Genomic DNA, 21,504 nt, shown 5'->3' on the forward strand with positions numbered 1-21,504 from the left:
GCATTAGCCTTTTTTTCTACCACTCGCCTAGCGAGTGGTTTTCTGGATACAACAAAACCCCGCTTGAACCACTTGCGTTCAAGCGGGGTTAATACTGGTTAATTCAAAAAAGTATATAATCCGCTAATAATTGACTTTTTAGGATAGTTATGGTAGGATTCAATAAACACTTTGGTGTACAGAAATATAAGATTTTATGGGGGTAAAATTGATGGGTTTATTTTTGAAGCGCGTTTGCGCAATTCTTTTGACCGCGGTGATTTGCCTAGGTCTGATGAGCGGCTGCGGTTCGGTTCTTCCCAAATCGGCGGAAATTCAAACGCCGCTGGTTGTGGCATACGATCCGTTTAACGGGAACTTCAATCCGTTTTATGCCGATGCGGCAAATGATCATGATGTTGTCGGCATGACACAAATCAACTTAATGACAACCGACCGGAACGGCGGCGTCGTTTATAACGCCATCGAGGGCGAGACGATCCCTTACAACGGAACTGATTACTTATACAAAGGTCCGGCGGATCTGAGTGTCACAATCAATGACGACGGGACGACTACATATCGCGCAAAGATCAGAGACGACCTCGTGTTCTCGGACGGCGTGAAACTGTCGGCAGATGACCTCATTTTCACCTATTATGTGCTCTGCGACCCTTCCTATATCGGCCCTTCCACGTTTTCTTCTTACAACATCGTCGGACTGCAGAATTATCAGACCCAGACCACCGATGCCGTCTATGCCGAATATGCGGCTCTGGCTGCGGAAATTTTTGCGTCCGGTCCGGATCATATATGGGCAGATACCGACGCTTGGACACAAGAACAGCAAGATGGGTTTTGGGCAATGCTGAAACAGGTTTGGGCGGCGGACATTCAGGGCTTTGCCGGTTATTTCGTCTCCGAATACGTCGGTGACTACGGTGAAATGATCCTCGGTAAAACACCGGAAGAAATCACCGCGAACGAAGGATTAAAAATCGCTTTCGCCACAGCTGCTTTGGAATTGGGCGGTATCGGTGAAAACGGTATATTCGGCACGATCTCCGGCAAGACATTCGATATCAACAACGGCGTTTACCCCACAATTGAAGATTTATATAACGAAATATTTGCTCAGTTTGAAGGCGATCCGCGGGGTTGGATGATGGCAACCGGTTCCGAAATCGATATCTTGGGAACGACAGCTGCCACATTCATCAGCAAGTACGGTCCATTGGATGAGAGCATGAATGGACAAGGTGTTGCGAATATCACCGGTATTAAAAAGCTCGATGATAATACGGTTGAGGTGACGACTGTGGATTATGAGGCCTCGGCTGTCTACGCCATCTTCGACGTCTTTATCGCTCCGCTGCATTATTACGGCGACAAATCCCTTTATGATTATGCGGGTAACAAGTTCGGCTTCACCTTCGGGGATCTGTCCGGTGTTCAGGCCAAGACCTCCGCTCCGGTGGGTGCCGGTGCCTACAAGTTTGTGAAGTATGAAGATAAGGTCGTCTATTTCGAAGCAAACGGGAATTACTACAAGGGTTGTCCGAAACTGCAGAATATACAGTTCAAAGAGATCAGCGAGGCCGATAAGATCACTTCGATTTCGTCGGGGACCGCTGATATTGCCAACCCGGTCGGCAGCAAAACCAATTTTGAAGCGATCCGACAGATCAATAACGGCGAACTGGACGGCGCTGTCATCATAACGGATTCCGTGGACTATCTCGGCTATGGTTATATCGGTATGAACGCCGACACGGTCAACGTCGGCGGAGACCCCTCTTCCGAGGCCTCCAAGAATCTGAGAAAAGGACTTGCAACCCTGTTTTCCGTCTACCGCGATGTGGCCGTCAACAGCTTCTTCGGCGATTCAGCTGCGGTCATCAACTACCCGATTTCCAACACCTCCTGGGCCGCTCCTCAAAAATCGGATGCGGATTATCAAACGGCGTTCTCTAAAGACATTGATGGGAATGGCATCTATGCCTCCGGCATGGATGCAGAAGCCAAATATGCCGCCGCTCTGCAGGCCGCTATCGGCTTCTTCAAAGCGGCCGGCTTTACCTTCGACGAGACCGCCGGGAAATTCACGGCGGCACCCGAAGGCGCAAAGCTCTCCTATGAAGCCCTGATTCCGGCAAACGGCGTCGGTATCCACCCGAATTTTCAGGTTCTGTCCAACACCGCTGCTGCACTCGAGACCATCGGATTTACGCTGAATATCTCCGACCCGCCGGATTCATCCGTGATTTTAAGCCAACTCGATGCCGGTACGCAGGAGATATGGGTATCGGCCTGGAGCGCTTCGATTGATCCGGATATGTACCAGATTTATCACAGTTCCTGCATTGCCGGCAACGGCGGTTCGGACACCAACTATTATCACATTGACGATCCGGATCTGGATCAATATCTCCTCGACGCCCGCAGCAGCGCAGATCAGGCTTATCGAAAGGCGACCTATAAGGCCTGTTTGGACATCATTCTCGACTGGGCGGTCGAAGTCCCCTCTTACCAGAGACAAAACATCCTCATCTTCAGCACCGAACGTGTCAATATCGATACGATCACCCCGGACATCACAACCTATTGGAGCTGGATGAACGGCATCGAGCTCCTCGAGGTTTATGAAGTTAAATAAATTCCCGATCACCCAAATCAAAAAAACCGCGCGAACGCAAAAGCGTTCGCGCGGTTTTTTTATTCAATCGTCCTCGGGATCTGTCGTGAGATCGGGAAACAGATCCAACAGGCCGTCGGCACCGAGCGGCAGTTTGTCCACCGTCGGCATTGCACCCGTCATCTCATTGGCCGAGGCCGTCGTGTTCATCGTAAAAATAGCGACGTCACGTTCCGGACTATGAGAGCGGCTGCGTTTTTTCGGATCCTTTTTCGGATCACCAATCATGAGACCAACCTCCCAGCCGAGAGTCGTTCATAGTGTTCGGCAAAGAGGAACATTTATACGCATTTGTTTTAAAATATCGACAAATTTTTATATTATTCTTTATAATTTTCCGCCTGCGAATTGAACAGTTTAAAATATAAACTGTCCTTTTTTGCCATTAAAGCCGCATGTGTGTCAAAGTCGGCCACGATACCGTCCTGGATAATCAGAATCCGGTCGCAGAAGACACTGCTCGACATCCGATGCGAGATATAAAACGCCGTCTTATCACCCACCAATTTATTAAAGTTGGCATAGATATCCGCCTCCGCCAGTGGATCGAGCGCTGAGGTCGGCTCGTCGAGAATGATAAGCGACGCGTTTTTATACAGCGCGCGGGCGATCGCCACCTTCTGACTCTCACCGCCCGATAGCTCCACACCCTCGGTCGAATAAGCCTTGCCCAGCATCGTCTTGACGCCTTTGGGCAGCGATTCGATTTTTCCTTTCAGGCCCACCTGCACCAACAGCTCGTCAATTTGACCTTCATTGGTCCCGCTGGGTTGGCAGGTGATATTTTCGTCAATGCCGAACGCGAACAGGCGGTAATCCTGAAATACCGCCGCGATGCGTGCCATGTAGCTCTCGTGATCGTATTCAAAAATGTCGGTGCCGTTGATTTTGATCGTACCCGAATCGGGCTTATACAATCGGCAGATCAGTTTGATCAGCGTCGTTTTACCCGCACCGTTCAGACCGACAATCGAGATTTTCTCGCCGCCTTTGATTTTAAACGAGATATTTTTCAATACCGGCTTTTCGCATTTGGGATAGGTAAACGTAACGTCATCAAATTCGATACTCTCGATATCGTCTTCGAAAACGGTATGCCCGCCGCTTTCTTTTTGATCGGGAATACGCATAAACTCGAAGAACGGATCGAGATAGCCGAGCATCTGATTGATCGTGATGATACTGTTGCCGAGCTGTGTGAAGGTCGTTGAAAAACTGATGGCTGACGAGACATACATGGTAAACGAGCCGAGGCCGATTTTGGGGCCTAAGCGGTCGGTGATCACGCGGATACCGACATAGCCGTAAGCCAGCGCCGCCTGCAGATCGCCGATGATACCCACCAGTCCGTTGAACCGCCCGTAACGGCGGTTGAATTTAGTGAACCAACTGTTGATATCGGCGTTATAATAGGTGATCCGGTCCGCAATCATCGGCGCCATACCGTAAAGCCGTGCGTCTTTTTGGATTTTATCGTCGAAAGTCAATCCGACATAATAGCCATAACGACGATTAACCGGAATCAGCTGTTCGAAAAACCTGAGCTGAAATTTCCTGAAACTCTGGTTGAACAAAAGCGTCGTGGCGAACGCTGCGCACAGCAGCAGTACCAACACCCAGCTTAACGTGAACATAACCGCCATCAAACCGATCAATGTCACCGCACTTTTGAGCGCAGTCGCCGCGTTGTTAATCAAATTTTCAAGTGCCGATTGGTTGCTGATGGCGAAGACGCCACGTTCTTTTAGGTCAAGATAATATGGGTCTTCAAGATAACCGTATTCGATGCTCATAATCTTATCGGCCATCGCACGCGACATACTTTGGCGCATATAGATATTTTTAACGTCGATCAATCGCTTAACCGTATTGGTTAAAAAAGCGAACAGCAGATTCCCGCCGATGATGAGACCGGCATACAACAGCAATTCCCGGGTGCGCATCTGTCCGACCAACTCGTCCACCAGAAATTTTGGCAGAATGACGTTCGCCAATATCTGACCGCCGCCGATCAGAGCATTTGCAATTAAAATGAGAATATAGGCCGGGGAGATTTTCCAAGCCAATGAGAAGAACAGCGCGAGTTTTTGAAGATTCTCGCCGCGTTTGCGTTTTTCTTTATCCATTCTCGGCGCCGCCCTCTCTGTAGTATTTCCCCTGCACCGTGAACATTTTATAGTAATTCCCGCGTTTGCGCATCAGCTCGGTGTGGTTGCCGTATTCGCTCAACCCGTCATTGTCAAACAGGGCGATTTTATCGCAAAATTTGGTGCTGGCCAGTCGATGAGAGATATAAATAGCCGTCTTTCCTTTGATCAAATGGCTGAAATCCTGATAGATTTCCGCTTCGGCCAATGCATCCAACGCCGCAGTCGGCTCGTCCATAATGACCATGTTGGCGTTTTTATAAAGTGCGCGGGCAATCGCCAGTTTCTGGCTTTCGCCGCCCGAGAGCAACGCACCGTTTTCGTCAATGATCTTCAGCATCATCTGATCCGGGCCTTTTTCAAAGCTTCCGATTTTTTCGGTAAGTCCGACCTTATCGATTGCAGCTCTCACGCGATCTTCATCGATTTCATCCGAGCGGCAGGCGATGTTCTCCTTGACGGTGAACGCAAGGATGTTGATCTCCTGAAAGACCACCGAGAACATCGACCAGAGCGCGAGACGATTATATGCATTCAAAGGCTGACCGTTAATTAAAATTTCTCCCTCCGTGACTTGAAACAACCCCAGTAATAATTTTACCAGCGTACTCTTGCCTGCACCGTTGATACCGACGATTGCAAGCCGCTCGCCTTTTTCGATTTTTAAATTCAGGTGTTGAAAGATATATCGATCCGTCTTGGGATACTTAAAGCTCACATCCTTGAATTCAATCTCAAGTGTATCGTTTTTGACCGCCGGCAGATCACCGCCTTTTTCTCCGAAATCTTTGTCCATGAAGACAAAGAAGTCATGCGCATACTGGCCTTCATTGATGACAAAAGTCACATTTTCGATCAACGTTTTTAATAATATGGATAAGGACACCATTGCGGCCAGATACATCGAGAAATCGGCAATCGACATACCAGCCCTCATTTTTACGATCAAAAGGCCGTAAGTCGCCACATCGCTGATGAGCAGCGTGAGCAGTCCGAGAAAGCCGAGCGCGTATTCCCGATTTTTGATGGATCGCCAAACATCGGTATAACCGCGAATCTCCGTCTCGAAGTTTTTTGAAATGCGATCGCGGAAATTATAAAGGCGGATATCCTTGCCATAGGAGAAATCATGTGTGGTGGTGTCATAATAACGGACACGGCGTTCGCCGTGCTTCAATTCGGAACGCTTGCCATACTGATAAAAATGCGACAGCCGCCCGATCAGATACACCGTACCGATGTTGGCGACCAAAGCGAGCAGAATCCAAAAATCCAGCATTCCGATAAAGATGATGAATGCAAGAGACGTCAGGAAAATCGCCGGGGTCTCGAACAGCTTATGATAAACGCCTTCGATTCCGTTCATGTTGCTGTTGGTGGATTCGAACGCCCTTCCGTTTTCCTCGGCAAAACTCGCATCTTCACAATATTTATAATCCATCGTCATCAGCTTGACGGCCATGTCCCGCAGATAATCGATGCGTACCATCGTCATGCGCGGATAGGTGATACCGTATACGACGTTTTTTAAAAAGCCGAACAGCGAGGCAGCCGCCAAAAAACCGGCGGCGATATATATAATATGTATAATCACAGGGTTTTCTGAGATCAATTCCCCGATCAGGAGTTTGGGCAGTACAACGGAAAATAAGGGATAAATCCCTGCAAAAATCGTATACATTATAAAATAACCCCAGAGCGACTTATCCACCGCCCCAAGATGCCGAAGTAACCGACTGATCGTTTTCCCCACCGGATAGGTATTGTCTCTCTTCAATTCGCGGGGCACCTCCGTTTTTATATGAAAAATATCATAACATCATTTTGGGCATCTTGTCAATGTTATCCAAAGATATTCCCGCGTTTTGTGTAGATTTTTTGTGGCTTGTCGTTACAAATTTAAACATTTGCGCATTTTTTGTGAAGAACTTATGACTATTCGTGGGGTTTGCTAAAAAAGTATTGACTTTTCACCGCTTGTTATGGTACAATCACACAAACTTTATCAGAATTGTAAAGTTGAATTACGAATTGGAGGTAGGTATTGATGAAATCGTCCCTCAAGCGCATTTTCGGAATCGCGCTGACGGCTGTTATGTGCCTCGGCATGCTTGCCGGCTGCGGCTCAGCCCTTCCGAAAACGGCGACAATCACAACCCCGTTGGTTGTTGCGTACGACCCGTTCAGCGGAAAATTCAGCCCCTTCTTTGCCGATACCGGATATGATCAGGACGTTGTCAGCATGACACAAGTCGGCCTGATGACAACCGACAGAAACGGTGGCGTCGTTTATAACGCCATCGACGGCGAGACCCGCTCTTATAACGGCACCGACTATACATATAAGGGCATCGCAGATCTTACGGTCACAATCGACGAAGCGGCCGACACCACCACCTATCGCGCGAAAATCAGAGACGACGTTCTATTTTCTGACGGCGAGAAACTGACTGCGGATGACATCATTTTCACTTATTATGTCCTCTGCGACCCGTCTTATGTCGGCTCGACCACTTTGTCCTCCTACAACATCGTCGGTCTGCAGAATTATCAGACACAGACCAGTGACGAAGTCTATGCAAAATATGAAACCATGGCAGCTGAGATTTATGCTGCAGGCGTTGATCATGTTTGGGCAGAGACCGATACTTGGACACAGGCACAGCAGGATGGTTTCTGGGCGACTATAAAGTCGGTTTGGATTGATGACGTCCAGGCCATCGTCGATTACTGCATGGCGAAATATGTCGGCACCTACGGCGAAGCCTATACCGGATTTACCGAAGAACAGATCCGCGCCGAAGTCGGCCTTCAGACCGCATTCGGTATGGCTATCTGGGGATACGGCTCCGTTGAGGAAGGCGTTCTGACGACCGCCGTCTCCGGCAAGACCTTCGATCTGGCCAATGGCGTTTATCCGACAATCAACGATTATTATGAAGAAGCTTACGCCGCATACGGCGGAGATCCTGAGGCTTATTGGTCCGTTGAAGCGGCCGACAGCACCGATGTTCTCGGCACTGCTTCCGCTAAGTTCATCCGCGAATACGGCTCCCAGGACGAGAGCATGGGCGGACAGGGTGTTCCGAATATCGCCGGTATCAAGAAGATCGACGATTATACGGTTGAAGTGACCACCATCGGTTACGAATCTCCCGCCATCTACTCCATCCTCGGCATCTCTATCGCCCCGTTGCATTATTACGGTGATACATCCCTCTATGATTATGACAACAATAAGTTCGGTTTCACCTTCGGCGATTTGTCCGGCGTTCAGGCCAAGACATCTACCCCGATGGGTGCCGGTGCTTATAAGTTCGTGAAGTATGAAGACAAAGTCGTCTACTTTGAAGCGAACGAGAATTATTATAAGGGCTGCCCGAAACTGCAGTACATCCAGTTCAAAGAAGTCAGTGAAGCTGACAAGATCACCTCGATCCAGTCCGGTGCGGTTGATGTCGCCAATCCGAGCGGCAGCAAAATCAAGTTTGAGTCCATCCGTGAGATCAACGGCGGCGAACTTGACGGCGCAGTCATCACCACCAGCTCTGTCGATAACCTCGGCTACGGCTATATCGGTATGAACGCCGATACGGTCAATGTCGGCGGAGATCCTTCTTCCGACGCTTCCAAGAACCTCAGAAAAGGCATCGCAACCCTGTTGGCCGTCTATCGTGACGTCGCCATCAACAGCTACTACGGCGATGCGGCTGCGGTCATCAACTACCCGATCTCCAACACCTCTTGGGCCGCTCCTCAGAAGTCGGATGCCGACTATTCGGTTGCGTTCTCCAAGGATGTTGACGGTAATGAGATCTACACCTCCGACATGGATGCGGAAGCCAGATATGCCGCCGCTCTCCAAGCCGCGATCGGCTTCTTCAAAGCAGCCGGCTTTACCTTTGACGATGCCACCGGTACATTCACTGCGGCTCCCGAAGGCGCCAAACTGACCTATGAAGCGCTCATCCCCGGCGACGGTATCGGCGACCACCCGAACTTCCAAGTTCTCTCCAATACAGCTGCCGCACTCGCTACCATCGGCATCACGCTGGAAGTTTCCGACTTGGCCGACTCCTCGATCCTCTGGGATCGCCTTGACGCCGGCACACAGGAACTCTGGACGGCTGCTTGGGGTGCTACAATCGACCCGGATATGTATCAGGTCTATTACAGCACCGGTATCGTCGGCAGAGGCGGTTCGGATTCCAACCATTATCACATTGATGATGCCAATCTGGACCAGTACATCCTCGACGCCCGTAAGAGCGCGGATCAGGATTACAGAAAAGCGACGTATAAAGCCTGCCTGGACATCATTCTTGATTGGGCAGTCGAAGTTCCGTCTTATCAGAGACAGAACATCATCATCTTCAGCACCGAGCGTGTCAACATTGATACCGTTACTCCGGATATCACGACATACTGGGGTTGGATGAATGATATCGAACTCCTCGAGGTTTACGAAGCCAAGTAAACCCCCTGAGGCAGTACTCAAAGTCAATCGTCTTGAGGAAAGCCCGCCGGTCGGTGGGCTTTCCTCGTAGATGATAATTTCAGGAAATCCTATCCGTTTTGCGAGGAGAAATTGCACACATGTGGAAGTTTTTGGTGAGACGCTTATTTCTGAGCGTAATTATTCTGTTTATAGTGGCCTTGATTATCTATACGATTTTGCGTTGCCTGCCTACATCGTATATCGAGGCAATTGCGCGGGAACGCTCTGCTCTGCCCGGCAGTAAGAGTTACAGCGAGGTTTTGGCGCAACTTAAAGAAGTTTATAAAATGAACGGTTCTATTCTTGAGGGCTTTTTCGCTTGGATCGGCGACTCGCTTCTCAAAGGTAATTTCGGGGATTCATGGGTTTATAACGTCCCTGTCATTGATAAATTCAAGGAAGTTATCTGGGATTCTTTTTATCTCGGCTTTGCTTCATTGATTCTTGAACTTGTCATCGCGATCCCGCTCGGAATTCTGGCTGCAAGAAAGCAGTACAGCAAAACCGATTACGCAGTCACCGTTTTTGCCCTCGTCGGCATCTCACTTCCGTCCTTTTTCTTTGCTACACTATTAAAATTGGTTTTCGCATTTAAACTCAATTGGGTGGAGCCTGTCGGTAAAGTCAGCCGGCTCCATGATCAAATGACCGCATTCGGGCAGGCTATGGACGTCTCGGCACACTTCCTGCTCCCCGTTCTGACGCTGACCATCGTCAGCATCGGCTTCCTGATGCGCTATACCAGAACCAATATGCTTGAAGTTCTCAACTCCGACTATATCCGTACGGCTCGCGCCAAAGGCCTTTCCGAGAATAAAGTTATCAACAAGCACGCCTTCCGCAATACTCTGATTCCGATCGTTACGATTGTAGGCGGCACTCTGCCCGGTTTATTCGCCGGCGCTATGATCACGGAACAGCTTTTCTCCATCCCCGGTATCGGTTATACCTCTTATAACGCAATGATAAAGGGTGACCTTCCGTTCTCCATGTTCTATATGTTATTTTTAGCCGCACTGACTCTGCTCGGAACGCTGATCGCCGATATTCTTTATGCCGTCGTCGATCCGCGGGTTCGCGTGAATTAGAGAGGAGGTGCTGGAAATGGACGACGAGAGAAAGAACACAAATATGCCGCCTGAGGATGAAAATATTCCTCCCAAAAACGAAATAGAAGAGATTCCCGCGGATGAAATCGATGAGGAGATCATCCAAGAGATCGCCCAAAACGAAGGTTCCTCCTGCCCCACCGGCACACTCGACGACGTACAACGTATCAAAGTTCTGTCACCGTCAATGATGGTTTTGAAACGCTTCATCCGCAATAAACTGGCCATCGCCGGACTGATTATCATTATTGCGATGTTCCTGTTCTCATTTGTCGGCGGTCTTGTACATCCGTTTGGTGAAACCCAAATCTTTTATAAAAAAGAAGACCAGTCCTCGCGATATGCCAGCGCCACCGTTAATAATAATTATTATTATGACGTTGCCGAAGGTAAGAGCTTCAATTCACTTGGCCTTGCACAGTTCATTCTTGCCCGCAATAGCGATAAACTGACATTCTCAGCCATGATCGATGGTCAGAATATGGATTTTTTGATCCAACAGATCGGCGAAGACACCTATCTGCTTAACAATGGCAGCCCGGTGGTCAACATCACTTTGATTGGCAGCGCGATGAATTATACGCCCGTTTCCGGGTTCAATCTTTCCGACGCATTTAAAACTGCATTTACGGAGACGTATAACGCCGGTGAAACCGTCTTCACTTACGGCGGAGAGCAATATGCAATTCAATCCTCTAAACGCGAAATCGTCATCTCTACCTTTGAGCCGGCTGTTTTGCTTTCAAAGAATATCTATGATACTTATTCTGCTGACTTTAAACCCGGCTTTGATTTCAAATTAGCTGCCGAAACAACCCTTACCGCTATGATAACTTCGATGGCCGAGCAAAATCTCCCACAGGCTACGGCAGAATTTGAATATAATGGCGAGACCTACAGCATCGAAGTTCGTTCCGATGCCGATTTATCGATCATATCCGCTGTCAAAGACGGAACCGCCACGCCGGTTGCCAATATCAGTGAGATTATTGTAACCCCGTATGCAAACGATATCTTCCTGACCGTCGAATACAAATCTTTGGTTACGAAAGCCATCAATGAAAACCTCACTGAATTTGACGCACTGGACAACAAGGGCGAAATGGTCCATTTTACCGTTGAACGCAAGGATCTTGAATATGTCATCCGTACCAACCTCACGACCGATTTAATCGATGCTTATGCATCACCGAGTGCCACTCACTGGCTAGGTACCGACGGTTCCGGCATGGACATGCTGGTCCGCCTGATGTACGGCGGCCGCGTCTCGCTGATGATCGGTTTTGTCGTTGTTATCATTGAAACCCTGATCGGCATTGTCATCGGCGGTATCTCCGGTTACTTCGGCAAATGGGTGGATACGATTTTGATGCGTCTGGTTGAAATCTTCAACTGCATCCCGACACTGGCGCTGTTCATCATCATCGGTACGGCGATGAGTGCCCTAAAAATTGACCCGACCGTACGAATATACCTGTTAATGATCTTATTAGGCGTCACCGGCTGGCCCGGCATCGCCCGTGTCGTCAGAGGCCAGATCCTCTCTTTGCGCGAACAGGAATTCATGACAGCCGCCGAGGCGAGCGGACTTTCGACCTCACGCAAGATCTTCAAGCACCTGATCCCCAACGTCATCCCGCAGCTGATCGTCTATGCGACCATGGGACTCGGCAGCATTATCCTCACCGAGGCAACCCTGAGCTTCTTGGGACTCGGCGTCAAATATCCGTATGCCTCCTGGGGCAACATCATCAACGCCGTCAACGACAGCTATGTGCTCCAAAATTTCTGGTTCGTTTGGATTCCCGCCGGTTTCCTCATCCTGCTGACGGTTCTGGGATTTAACTTTATCGGTGACGGTCTGCGCGATGCGTTTGACCCGAAGATGAAAAGGTAGGTGAACGGCTTTGAAGAAAAACGATAAAAAGACCATAAAAGGTGTCAACTACCTCTCTGCAAAAGAAGTGCGCGCGATTTCGAAACGCAACCGCAAGATCACCGATGAACTCGAGAAAAAACGCAACCGCAAAGACGTGCCGGTATCCGAATTCACCACCGTGATGCACGATCCTTCCAACGTCGTGGAGTTCGATGATCTGCACACCTATTTCTTCACCGATCTCGGTACCGTAAAAGCGGTCGACGGTGTCTCATTCAATGTCCCCAAGGGAAAAACCGTCGGCGTCGTCGGAGAATCCGGCTGCGGTAAATCGGTCACGAGTTTGTCATTGATGCAGCTTGTTCAGCGCCCTACCGGACAGATTGTCAGCGGTGAAATCCGTTTTGATTCCGGCGACGGCGTCTATGATATTTCCAAGGTACCGACGAATTTTATGCAGAAAATCCGCGGCAATATGATCTCGATGATCTTTCAGGAGCCGATGACCAGTCTGAATCCGGTCTTTCGGATCGGAATGCAGGTTGATGAGGTTATTACGCTGCACAATCCCGAGATGGATAAAGAGGCCGTTAAGGCCAGAACCATTGAAATGCTCAATCTGGTCGGCATCGCCAACGCCGAGGGTGTTTATAAAATGTATCCGCACGAGCTGTCGGGCGGTATGCGCCAACGTGTTATGATCGCCATCGCACTCGCCTGCAATCCCAAATTGATTATTGCCGACGAGCCGACTACGGCGCTCGATGTGACCATTCAGGCCCAGATTCTCGATCTGCTGCGCAACCTGAAGGACAAAATCAACGGCAGTATTATGCTGATCACCCATGACTTGGGCGTCATCGCGGAAATGGCCGATTTTGTGGTGGTTATGTATGCCGGCCGCATTGTCGAAAAAGGTACGGCGGCTGAGATTTTCGCCAACCCGAAACACCCCTACACCATCGGCCTGATGGAGAGTAAACCGGTCGTGGGACGAGTGACCGACCGACTTTACAACATCCCGGGTCAGGTTCCGAACCCCATCAATATGCCGAATTACTGCTATTTCAGAGACAGATGCGAAAAGTGTATCGAAAAATGCAGCGGTGAATATCCCGCCGAAATTAAAATTTCAGACACCCATTTCGTCTCATGCTATCTTTATGACGGGGAGGGTGCGGCAAAATGAGCGAACTGCTGAAAAAAAACGACTATAAGCCACTGGTGCACGAAAAGGAGAATCTGATCGAGGTCAATTCCCTGCGCACCTATTTCCCGATTAAAACGGGACTTTTCTCCCACGTTACGGGATATGTCAAAGCAGTCGACGGCGTCTCGTTTAAAATCAAACGCGGACAGACCATGGGACTTGTCGGCGAATCCGGCTGCGGAAAAACCACAATCGGTCGCACGCTGCTGCGTCTGACGCCCCATACCGACGGTGAAGTCCTGTTCGAAGGGAAATCCGTATTCAAACTCTCAAAAAAAGAACTCTTAGCCATTCGTCCGAAGATGCAAATCATCTTCCAGGATCCGTATTCCAGCTTGTCCCCGCGTATGCCGGTCGGTGAGATCATCGGCGAAGCGGTGCGCGAACATAATCTGGTTCCCCCGGATCAATTCGATAAATATATTACTTCAAAGATGAATGCCTGCGGACTTCAGGAGTATCATAAGGATAGATATCCGCACGAGTTCTCCGGCGGTCAGCGTCAGAGAATCTGTATTGCCCGTGCGCTTGCCCTCAATCCGGATTTCGTCGTCTGCGACGAACCGGTATCGGCACTCGACGTCTCGATTCAGGCGCAGATTATCAACCTGCTCAAAGATTTGCAGCATGAATTCAACCTCACTTACCTGTTCATCTCGCATGACCTGTCGGTCGTGGAGCATATTTCGGATACGATCGGCGTAATGTATCTGGGCTCGATGGTTGAAACCGGCACAAAAGAAGACGTTTTCCGCGAGCCGCTGCACCCCTACACACAGGCGCTGTTCAGCGCCATCCCCATGCCCGACCCCACGATTAAGATGAATCGGATCATCCTTGAAGGCAGCATCCCCTCCCCTGCAAATCCCCCTGCCGGCTGTAAATTCCACACCCGCTGCAAACACTGCATGGAAATCTGTAAAAATGTGATCCCCGAACCTGTTGACGTCGGAAACGGCCACATCGTAAATTGCCATCTGATCAAAAAATAAGCGGATTAAGAACTATAACGACGGCAACCGGCACCGTTAATCACCCAGTTCAAACTTGATTCAGGACGGCTGTTATGTTTCGAAAAAAAACCAAAAAAACATATGACGACGATGACGGGCGTGTGATAGCACCTATGAACGTCGACGGTATGCCTTGGTACCGAAAAGGTAAAAGCGATTCTTTACACGGTGAATCGCATGGCGATTCCGGTTCCAAAGAGCCGCCTCTGACGAGAAAAGAGACCTTGGTTTTAATTCTCAACGGTGCGCTTGCAGGTCTTGCTGTTGCATTGGTTCTCGGCGCGCTCGGTGCGCTGTTTATCCTGTTTCTAACGAATGTTTGGCTGAGATAAAATCCCGTAAAAAACAACTCATGCCTTGAGTTTACAAAATAAAGGCAACGTTCTCCGTTCCGCACCTGCTCTTCTTTTTTGATCTGCAGTTACTACATAAGGAGGTTCTCGTGGCAAAAAAGCGAATTAACTGGACTAAATTATTTATTTTTTTTGTTGTTGTGATACTTGTCGGCGGCATCGGCTGGATCGCAGGTTCTGTAATCTCTCAATATGACGTCACAAGATATGAGGATTCGGTCGATATTTTTATCGGAAAAGGCGTCGAAAACGGTGGGGTTACCGCTGTATATGGCGAACAAAAGACGCTGTTGAATAGTTCCAATTTTCAATCTATGCGTAATTTGCTTACGATCACCGAAAGGCAAAAGCTCTTATCCGCTCCGTCAACCGAAGGAAAAACATCGATCACGGTGACGGTGGACGAAAAGAATTACTTTGTCGCTTATTTTCTAAATGAAAGCGGTGACACGTATCTGCACACCTGTCTGGACGGCAAGACACGCAATTTCTTTGTCGACGGGCCGAAATATCAGATTTTCAGCAGAATGCTGAAATACATATCGCCCGAAGGCGTTTACGGTGCGAACGAATCAATATCATAATAAATAAATTATTTATTGTTTTACGATAAATATATATTGACATACGGATTTCTATATGATACACTGTTCTTATACTGAATCGTAAACGATTCAGAAACTTTCGTCTGAAAAGGAGAATGGTGTAATGGTTCACTCATTAATTGACTCGAAATTTTACAAAATCCTGCGTGTTGTTTTAAACATCGCCTTATGGATTGCAGCCGGAGCCTTTTTGGCCTCGTTTTTTCTGTTGCTGTTCAAGCCGGAAATGATGTCTAATCTGGTCTTAGACGGATTTTCGCTGAACGGGATTGATTATTCCGAAACGCCGATTTTAAAAATTATTTTTATTGCCAACACCGACATCATCATGCTTCTGGGTGTCTTCTGTGTATGGATGCTTCGCAATATTGTCAATTCGCTCAAAGCCGGTTCACCGTTTTCGACTGATAATGTCAGACGGATACGGCTGGTCGGATGGGCTTTATTCGTAACGGCGTATCTCAGACAGGCGGCCAGCTTCATGGCGGCAGATCAGGTAAGTCAGATGCTCTCTGAAAAAGGGCTGGATTCATTCATTCAGGCACAGTTTCGTATCATCCCCGAAGGCGCAGTGCTGGCATTTTGTGTTTTGCTGTTGGCCGAGATTTTCCGGTATGGCTGTATGCTTCAGGCCGAACACGACACGACCGTGTAGAAGGATGGTTTAATTATGCCGATTATCATACGTTTGGATCGAATGATGGCTGACCGGAAAATGTCACTGAACGAATTGTCGGAACGGGTCGGTATCACAATCGCGAATTTATCCAACTTAAAAACCGCCAAAATCAGCGCTGTGAAACTCAGTACGATGGAAGCCATTTGTAAGGCGTTAAATTGTCAGCCGGGGGATTTGTTTGAATACCGGGAAAAATGACAGATTGCTATTTGTTTTTTATTGTTATAGAAAAGGACAGGTGATGAACCTGTCCTTCTTTTATTTCACCCTATAAAATTTCAAAATGCCTGTTTAGATAATCAAGCGTCCAGCTTTTGCCGCGAATGATGTCGGCGGCGAGAAGGCCGTAAATATTTTCGTATTTCGAGGGAAAGATCCGCCTGTTGACAGCAGGTACGTTTTGCAATTCGACCCTGTAACGACCGATTTCAATCTGGAAATCAGCCGCTTTTCGCACAATTTCTTCTCTCGTACCGTCTACTCCGACGGTGGTCTCGGCATATTCGCTGTCACTTGAAAGCGTCTGATAATAACGATCACCCAATACCGTGCCTGTGTTGCCCGAATCAAATCCGAACAGCACTTTTTTACCGTTTAATGTCGCATGGAGGATGGGCATGTTGTCCCAATCCGCCATCTCGGTATATTTTTTGCCCGCAGTCGGCTCGGAAACCGCCATTGCCGATCTTTCACTGTCGTACCGCCATGTAAAATGTTCAAGAACATCCCACCCCAACAGTCCGTTGATGATAAAATGAGTGCCTTTGTCATCGGTCCCGAAGTCGAGGGTTTCATCCTCCACTACCACCGCTTTTAATTTGCTGACAACATGAGCCCCGATTGATAAATGCGGAATAATGACGGTATCGGCGGTAAACTGCATACCGGCGTTCCCCGCCCCTTTGACGGTTTCGGTATGCCGGACTGCATTCAGTTTTTCGGCGGCAGATCGGCTGATCAGCGTTACGGATGCGCCGGAGTCGAAAACCAGCGGTATCGTGCTTTGACCCGATTTAACCGGAATCAGAAGCAAAGCATCCAAATGACCGGTCGGCAGTGTGCAGGTCTCTTTTGCATAATCGATGTTCATTTCGACGCTCCTGTCTCGCAGACAATCAACGGCACGTTCATTTCGTCGGGGGTGAAACCGGCGTGAGCAGCCTTGAAACTGTGCGAATCGGTTCTCGGTGCGGCGTCGATGGAAATTTCACCGGTTGCGACGGCCAGATAATCTCCGAGGAAGCCCAACGCACGTGGGTGGGGTTCTCCGTCTCCGAATAACTTTTCGGCGAAGACTTTTTCCTTGGAAAGTAGTAAGTAATCGTTGCCGAACTGTGCGGTAAAGGCTGTCTCAAAATCCTCTTCCCTGCCCGGTTTGACAAAGAACGTCAGCGCCCGTGGCTCGATCGAAGGCATACGGGAAAGGCAATCCATGATCTCGGGATATTCGGGGAGATAGCGCCATTCAACATCGATCAAGCCATGATCGGCAGTGATTACAATCAGCGTGTCGGTTAGATCAGAGCAAAGTTTCTCGACCTTTTCATTGATTTGGACGATATCGTTATGTACTGTTTCGTGCATCGTGCCGAGATCGTGCATATCGTAATCCGGCTGGGGCCAATAGGTGTGGATATAATTGCGCTGCGGTTCGGCGCAGAGGGTTTTGACCGTCTCACAAATTTCGTCGATACTCTGGCTCTTATAAATTGAAAACGGCGATACAGACGAGGCCTTCACTTCCCCGCCGGTCGCAGACTTAATCTTATTGTAAATACTCTCATACGGGATATAGCGCCGTGCGACATTATAATCAGCAGCGGGCTGACCGTCGGAACCGGAAATCGTGTTCGGGAAGACGCTGACATTTTTATCGAGTTCCTTGAAATATAAACTCCAGCCCAGCCAACCGTGTTCAATCGGGGCAAGACCGCTTTCAAAGCTCGTGATTGCGGAGACTGTTGTCGGCGGGAACACCGAGGAGATGGTTCCTTTTAAATGGCGGCGCAAAAAGGCATCCTCGGGCAGATGCTTTTTCAATATCGCCGTACCCAAGCCGTCAAACAGCATTACGACAACGTTTTTATAATTCTTTTCGAGCAAGCTGTCCAGTGTTTGCAAAGTCCGATACGGAGTGTGTACTCCGTAATGTCTCTGCACCGAGGCAATCAAGGCCAGCAGGCCGTTGTCGTAATCGACCGGAATCTTACGATCATATTTTTGAAACAGGTCATCGATATAAGGAAAGAGGTCTCTGCCGATGAATTCACCGCGCTCGATCATCTCGTTGATTTCCCGACTTGTTGACCACTTGGCGTCACAGGTCTCGCCCTCCTGAAAGATGACCGATTCAATCGAGCAATCACAGGAAAACACCCAAACATCTGAAAAATCGGGGAAATTGTGAAATTGACGGCGTACACTGCGAAACAAACGACCGTTATCGGGGTTTAATTCGATTCCGAGTTCTTCCCTGGCTTCGCGCACCGCAGCCGTAATGCTGTCCTCACCGGACAGTGCAGAACCGCCGGTACACTCCCACATACCGGCAAACGGTTTGTTCGGCGTACGTTTTGAAATCAACCATTCACCGCGTGAATTGCGCACCCAGACATGTACGACCAGGTGATATTCATCCTGCCGCATCAGCTGCCCGCGTTCGAGCGTCTTGCCGGTTTTATTTCTGCCTTTGTCGTAGATGTCCCACAGTTCGGCCATTGAAACCTCCTTTTTGTACGAAAAAGCGGCTTGTAAAAGCCGCAGGTTGGAAATGAAAGTGAGAATTCGTAAGTCGTTATGCGGCAATCCCATTCGCATGGTTTCTGGATTGCTTCGTCGCTACTCTCCTCGCAAAGACGGATAAGATTTCAAAAAACGAGTTATTTTTCCAGTTTAACTATGGCTTTTTTGACCGCACGAGAGAGTTGGTCGGGGCACGAGGTCGCTTTTCGTCCGCACCGGATACCCGAGAGTTTTTGAATCAGCTCGTCGGCCGGCATTCCGTCACACAGAAGACCAATGCCTTTGAGGTTTCCGTCGCAGCCGCCGATGAAGCGAATGTCGGTGACTTTGTTGTCGGGGGTCAAATCGAATTCGATTCTGCGGCTGCAGGTTCCCTCGGTGAGATAGGTATATTTGCTCATTTACTTGGTTACCGCCTTTGCCACACCGTCTTCGATTGCAGCTTCGGCAACCGCTTTGGCGACCGCTTCGCCAAGTCCTTGTTCAAACGCGCCGGGGATAATGCGCTCTTTGGTGATGTCACCGGTGAAGTCTGCGATGGCCTGTGCCGCCGCACGCTTCATTGCGGGTGTGATATCGGTTGCGCGAACCGAAAGCGCGCCCTTAAAAATGCCCGGGAAAGCCAGAACATTGTTAATTTGATTATAATAATCCGAACGGCCCGTTCCGACAACCGATGCGCCCGCTTCGAGAGCGTCCTCGGGTGCGATCTCAGGCACCGGATTCGCCATTGCAAAGACAATCGGAGCCTTTGCCATGGTCTTGATGTCTTCCTTGGTCACGAGATTGGCCACCGAAAGCCCGATGAATACGTCGGCACCGACAAGCGCGTCTTTAAGACCGCCCTTGATACCGCGCGGGTTGGTACGGGCAGCCAGCGCTTTTCGGTGCTCATCCTTCATACCGTCTTCGGTGATGATGCCTTTGCTGTTGCAGATGATAATATCGGCAACGCCCAAGCCCTCAAAAAATTCCGCGACTGCACAGGCTGCCGCTCCTGCACCGCTGAACACGGCTTTGAGCTTACTGAGCTTGCGGCCCGTCAGCTTGCAGGCATTGATTAATGCCGCTCCGGCAACCACTGCAGTGCCGTGCTGGTCGTCGTGGAAAATCGGAATATCGCAGCATTCGCGCAGGCGTTTTTCGATTTCGAAACAGCGGGGCGCGGAGATGTCCTCCAAATTGACGCCGCCGAAACTATAAGAGATCAATTTGACCGTGCGCACGATTTCGTCCGGGTCCTTGCTGTCGATGCAGATGGGGAATGCGTCGACGCCGCCGAATTCCTTGAACAGTGCGCATTTGCCCTCCATGACCGGCATCGAGGCCCGTGGGCCGATGTCGCCGAGTCCGAGGACCGCCGTGCCGTCGGTGATGACAGCGACCATATTCCAACGGCGGGTCAGGTCGAATCCGCTTTCGGGATCTTTTTCAATCTGCTTGCACGCGTCGGCCACGCCGGGCGTATAAGCGAGAGAAAGGGATTCTCTGCCGTCCAGTTTTACCCGCGAGACGACTTCGATTTTCCCTTTCCATTCATAATGTTTTTCAAGTGCGTTTTTGCTCTCCGTCATAAATTAATCGCTGCCTTCTGCTGTTTTTGTTTTCTGTTATACAAGGCCTTGACCTCGATTTCTGTTACCGTATTGTTGCCGATCGGCCGAATCGGCGTCTCGTACATTCCGTGGAAATCCGAACCTCCGGTCATGACCAGATCATATTGCTCACAGAGCTGTTTTATGTTTTCTTTACAGGCGGCGTTATTGCGGAAGTGTTCCCATTCGATACCATCCAAACCCAGGTCTGCTAATTTATCAACAAGGTCTAGGTTGTCCGATTTTCCGGGATGCGCCAACACCGCAAGCCCGCCTGCGCTCTTGATCAGCTGCATCACTTCGGTATAATCCCCGCAATCAAGCGGAATATCACAGGATTTTCCTTTACCGAAAAAAGCGTTATACAGATCGCCGTAAATTTTATCGGTATATCCGCAGTCCATCAGCGTATGCATGATATGTGCCTCATAAACAGTGGTGCAGCCTTGCGTGTGTAGCATCACCATCTGCGGATTGATAGGTAATTTTTCGCAGATTAATTTAATTCTCTTTTCGAAAATTTGTTTACGGGTGTCCGACATGCGTTTGAAATAACCCTCCAGACGATCGGGATAATCGGGCAAATAGCATAACAGGTGGACATCTTTGCCCGTCTCCGGGTCTAACGCAGTCAATTCGACGCCGGGAATCACTTCGATGCCCAGCCGTTTTCCGACAACGACGGCACGGGAAACGCCGCCCATGGTATCACAGTCGGTAATGGAGAGAAATTTCATTTTCAGCCGCGCCGCCACCATCAGAAGCTCCGCGATTCCCAGGGAACCGTCGGAAATCTTTGTGTGGCAGTGTAAATCCGCACGCATGATCAAAGCCATCCTTTCGCAGAGCGTCTACTCTGCTTTTCTTGTGAAAGCACAGATATCACCAGTTTGAAATCTATCGAGTCACGAGTCTATTATACTACAATTTTTCCGCAAAAGCAAGCTGTAGGATTACAATTGATGTGTTACAAAAGGGAGGAGGAAAAAAAGAGTAGCGA

The 21,504-nt window shown here is 49.2% G+C and carries 18 protein-coding genes; 10 read left to right on the forward strand and 8 right to left on the reverse strand.

Annotation, left to right across the window (positions count from 1 at the left end; translation table 11 throughout):
* Window positions 1-211: 211 nt before the first annotated feature.
* On the forward strand, window positions 212-2,635 hold the full coding sequence (locus tag PK629_11930; GenBank protein ID HOP12185.1) for an ABC transporter substrate-binding protein: 2,424 nt from the start codon (window positions 212-214) through the stop codon (window positions 2,633-2,635).
* Between the two features lie 63 nt (window positions 2,636-2,698).
* Here PK629_11930 and PK629_11935 read toward each other — a convergent pair whose 3' ends face one another.
* The 3 genes from PK629_11935 to PK629_11945 all read right to left on the reverse strand — a co-directional run bounded on the left by PK629_11935 (window position 2,699) and on the right by PK629_11945 (window position 6,598).
* On the reverse strand, window positions 2,699-2,902 hold the full coding sequence (locus tag PK629_11935; protein HOP12186.1) for a hypothetical protein: 204 nt from the start codon (window positions 2,900-2,902) through the stop codon (window positions 2,699-2,701).
* 92 nt (window positions 2,903-2,994) lie between these two features.
* Window positions 2,995-4,800 (reverse strand): ABC transporter ATP-binding protein, encoded by a 1,806-nt coding sequence (locus PK629_11940; GenBank protein HOP12187.1) that lies wholly within the window; start codon window positions 4,798-4,800, stop codon window positions 2,995-2,997.
* Window positions 4,793-6,598 carry an ABC transporter ATP-binding protein gene (locus PK629_11945; protein ID HOP12188.1) on the reverse strand — a complete coding sequence of 602 codons (1,806 nt, stop codon included), beginning with the start codon at window positions 6,596-6,598 and terminating at the stop codon, window positions 4,793-4,795. The genes PK629_11940 and PK629_11945 overlap by 8 nt, the downstream gene beginning before the upstream one ends.
* Window positions 6,599-6,868: 270 nt before the next feature.
* On the opposite strand from PK629_11945, the gene PK629_11950 reads away from it, so the two are divergent.
* The 9 genes from PK629_11950 (at window position 6,869) to PK629_11990 (ending at window position 16,365) form a co-directional block, all read left to right on the forward strand.
* Window positions 6,869-9,298: an ABC transporter substrate-binding protein gene (locus PK629_11950; protein HOP12189.1), complete on the forward strand. Its 2,430-nt coding sequence runs from the start codon at window positions 6,869-6,871 to the stop codon at window positions 9,296-9,298.
* Between the two features lie 119 nt (window positions 9,299-9,417).
* The gene (locus tag PK629_11955) at window positions 9,418-10,407 is read left to right on the forward strand and encodes an ABC transporter permease (GenBank protein ID HOP12190.1); all 990 of its coding nucleotides are present in this window, start codon (window positions 9,418-9,420) and stop codon (window positions 10,405-10,407) included.
* Window positions 10,408-10,423: 16 nt separating this feature from the next.
* Window positions 10,424-12,325, forward strand: coding sequence for an ABC transporter permease (locus PK629_11960; GenBank protein ID HOP12191.1), 1,902 nt, complete (start codon window positions 10,424-10,426; stop codon window positions 12,323-12,325).
* Window positions 12,326-12,335: 10 nt separating this feature from the next.
* Entirely contained in the window at window positions 12,336-13,496 is a 1,161-nt protein-coding gene (locus PK629_11965) for an ABC transporter ATP-binding protein (protein HOP12192.1), read from the forward strand.
* Window positions 13,493-14,509, forward strand: a complete 1,017-nt coding sequence (locus tag PK629_11970) for an ABC transporter ATP-binding protein (GenBank protein HOP12193.1) — start codon at window positions 13,493-13,495, stop codon at window positions 14,507-14,509. The genes PK629_11965 and PK629_11970 overlap by 4 nt, the downstream gene beginning before the upstream one ends.
* Window positions 14,510-14,583: 74 nt before the next feature.
* Window positions 14,584-14,862, forward strand: coding sequence for a hypothetical protein (locus tag PK629_11975; protein ID HOP12194.1), 279 nt, complete (start codon window positions 14,584-14,586; stop codon window positions 14,860-14,862).
* Window positions 14,863-14,972: 110 nt separating this feature from the next.
* Window positions 14,973-15,467: a hypothetical protein gene (locus PK629_11980; protein HOP12195.1), complete on the forward strand. Its 495-nt coding sequence runs from the start codon at window positions 14,973-14,975 to the stop codon at window positions 15,465-15,467.
* Window positions 15,468-15,591: 124 nt separating this feature from the next.
* Complete coding sequence (locus tag PK629_11985; protein HOP12196.1) at window positions 15,592-16,143, forward strand: DUF2975 domain-containing protein; 552 nt, start codon at window positions 15,592-15,594, stop codon at window positions 16,141-16,143.
* Window positions 16,144-16,158: 15 nt separating this feature from the next.
* Window positions 16,159-16,365, forward strand: a complete 207-nt coding sequence (locus PK629_11990; protein ID HOP12197.1) for a helix-turn-helix transcriptional regulator — start codon at window positions 16,159-16,161, stop codon at window positions 16,363-16,365.
* Between the two features lie 70 nt (window positions 16,366-16,435).
* Here the strand turns inward: PK629_11990 and PK629_11995 are convergent, their stop codons facing one another.
* The 5 genes from PK629_11995 to PK629_12015 form a co-directional block, all read right to left on the reverse strand.
* Window positions 16,436-17,257: an aspartyl protease family protein gene (locus PK629_11995; GenBank protein ID HOP12198.1), complete on the reverse strand. Its 822-nt coding sequence runs from the start codon at window positions 17,255-17,257 to the stop codon at window positions 16,436-16,438.
* Window positions 17,254-18,885: an NUDIX domain-containing protein gene (locus PK629_12000; protein HOP12199.1), complete on the reverse strand. Its 1,632-nt coding sequence runs from the start codon at window positions 18,883-18,885 to the stop codon at window positions 17,254-17,256. Before PK629_12000 ends, PK629_11995 begins: the two co-directional genes overlap by 4 nt.
* A gap of 161 nt (window positions 18,886-19,046) precedes the next feature.
* On the reverse strand, window positions 19,047-19,310 hold the full coding sequence (locus PK629_12005) for a TIGR03905 family TSCPD domain-containing protein (GenBank protein HOP12200.1): 264 nt from the start codon (window positions 19,308-19,310) through the stop codon (window positions 19,047-19,049).
* Window positions 19,311-20,483, reverse strand: a complete 1,173-nt coding sequence (locus PK629_12010) for an NADP-dependent malic enzyme (protein HOP12201.1) — start codon at window positions 20,481-20,483, stop codon at window positions 19,311-19,313. It lies immediately after the preceding gene.
* Window positions 20,480-21,340, reverse strand: a complete 861-nt coding sequence (locus tag PK629_12015) for a PHP domain-containing protein (GenBank protein ID HOP12202.1) — start codon at window positions 21,338-21,340, stop codon at window positions 20,480-20,482. Before PK629_12015 ends, PK629_12010 begins: the two co-directional genes overlap by 4 nt.
* Window positions 21,341-21,504: the final 164 nt, after the last annotated feature.

This window comes from Oscillospiraceae bacterium, from assembly GCA_035380125.1.
GTDB lineage: Bacteria > Bacillota > Clostridia > Oscillospirales > JAKOTC01 > DAOPZJ01.

What these genes read in the sequence shown, in the direction of transcription:
- PK629_11995 (HOP12198.1), bottom strand. Translation starts at nt 17,257, where the DNA reads ATGAACATCGATTATGCAAAAGAGACCTGCACACTGCCGACCGGTCAT.
- PK629_11940 (HOP12187.1), bottom strand. Translation starts at nt 4,800, where the DNA reads ATGGATAAAGAAAAACGCAAACGCGGCGAGAATCTTCAAAAACTCGCG.
- PK629_11960 (HOP12191.1), top strand. Translation starts at nt 10,424, where the DNA reads ATGGACGACGAGAGAAAGAACACAAATATGCCGCCTGAGGATGAAAAT.
- PK629_12010 (HOP12201.1), bottom strand. Translation starts at nt 20,483, where the DNA reads ATGACGGAGAGCAAAAACGCACTTGAAAAACATTATGAATGGAAAGGG.
- PK629_11975 (HOP12194.1), top strand. Translation starts at nt 14,584, where the DNA reads ATGTTTCGAAAAAAAACCAAAAAAACATATGACGACGATGACGGGCGT.
- PK629_11970 (HOP12193.1), top strand. Translation starts at nt 13,493, where the DNA reads ATGAGCGAACTGCTGAAAAAAAACGACTATAAGCCACTGGTGCACGAA.
- PK629_11950 (HOP12189.1), top strand. Translation starts at nt 6,869, where the DNA reads ATGAAATCGTCCCTCAAGCGCATTTTCGGAATCGCGCTGACGGCTGTT.
- PK629_12005 (HOP12200.1), bottom strand. Translation starts at nt 19,310, where the DNA reads ATGAGCAAATATACCTATCTCACCGAGGGAACCTGCAGCCGCAGAATC.
- PK629_11990 (HOP12197.1), top strand. Translation starts at nt 16,159, where the DNA reads ATGCCGATTATCATACGTTTGGATCGAATGATGGCTGACCGGAAAATG.
- PK629_12015 (HOP12202.1), bottom strand. Translation starts at nt 21,340, where the DNA reads ATGGCTTTGATCATGCGTGCGGATTTACACTGCCACACAAAGATTTCC.
- PK629_11935 (HOP12186.1), bottom strand. Translation starts at nt 2,902, where the DNA reads ATGATTGGTGATCCGAAAAAGGATCCGAAAAAACGCAGCCGCTCTCAT.
- PK629_11955 (HOP12190.1), top strand. Translation starts at nt 9,418, where the DNA reads ATGTGGAAGTTTTTGGTGAGACGCTTATTTCTGAGCGTAATTATTCTG.
- PK629_12000 (HOP12199.1), bottom strand. Translation starts at nt 18,885, where the DNA reads ATGGCCGAACTGTGGGACATCTACGACAAAGGCAGAAATAAAACCGGC.
- PK629_11930 (HOP12185.1), top strand. Translation starts at nt 212, where the DNA reads ATGGGTTTATTTTTGAAGCGCGTTTGCGCAATTCTTTTGACCGCGGTG.
- PK629_11985 (HOP12196.1), top strand. Translation starts at nt 15,592, where the DNA reads ATGGTTCACTCATTAATTGACTCGAAATTTTACAAAATCCTGCGTGTT.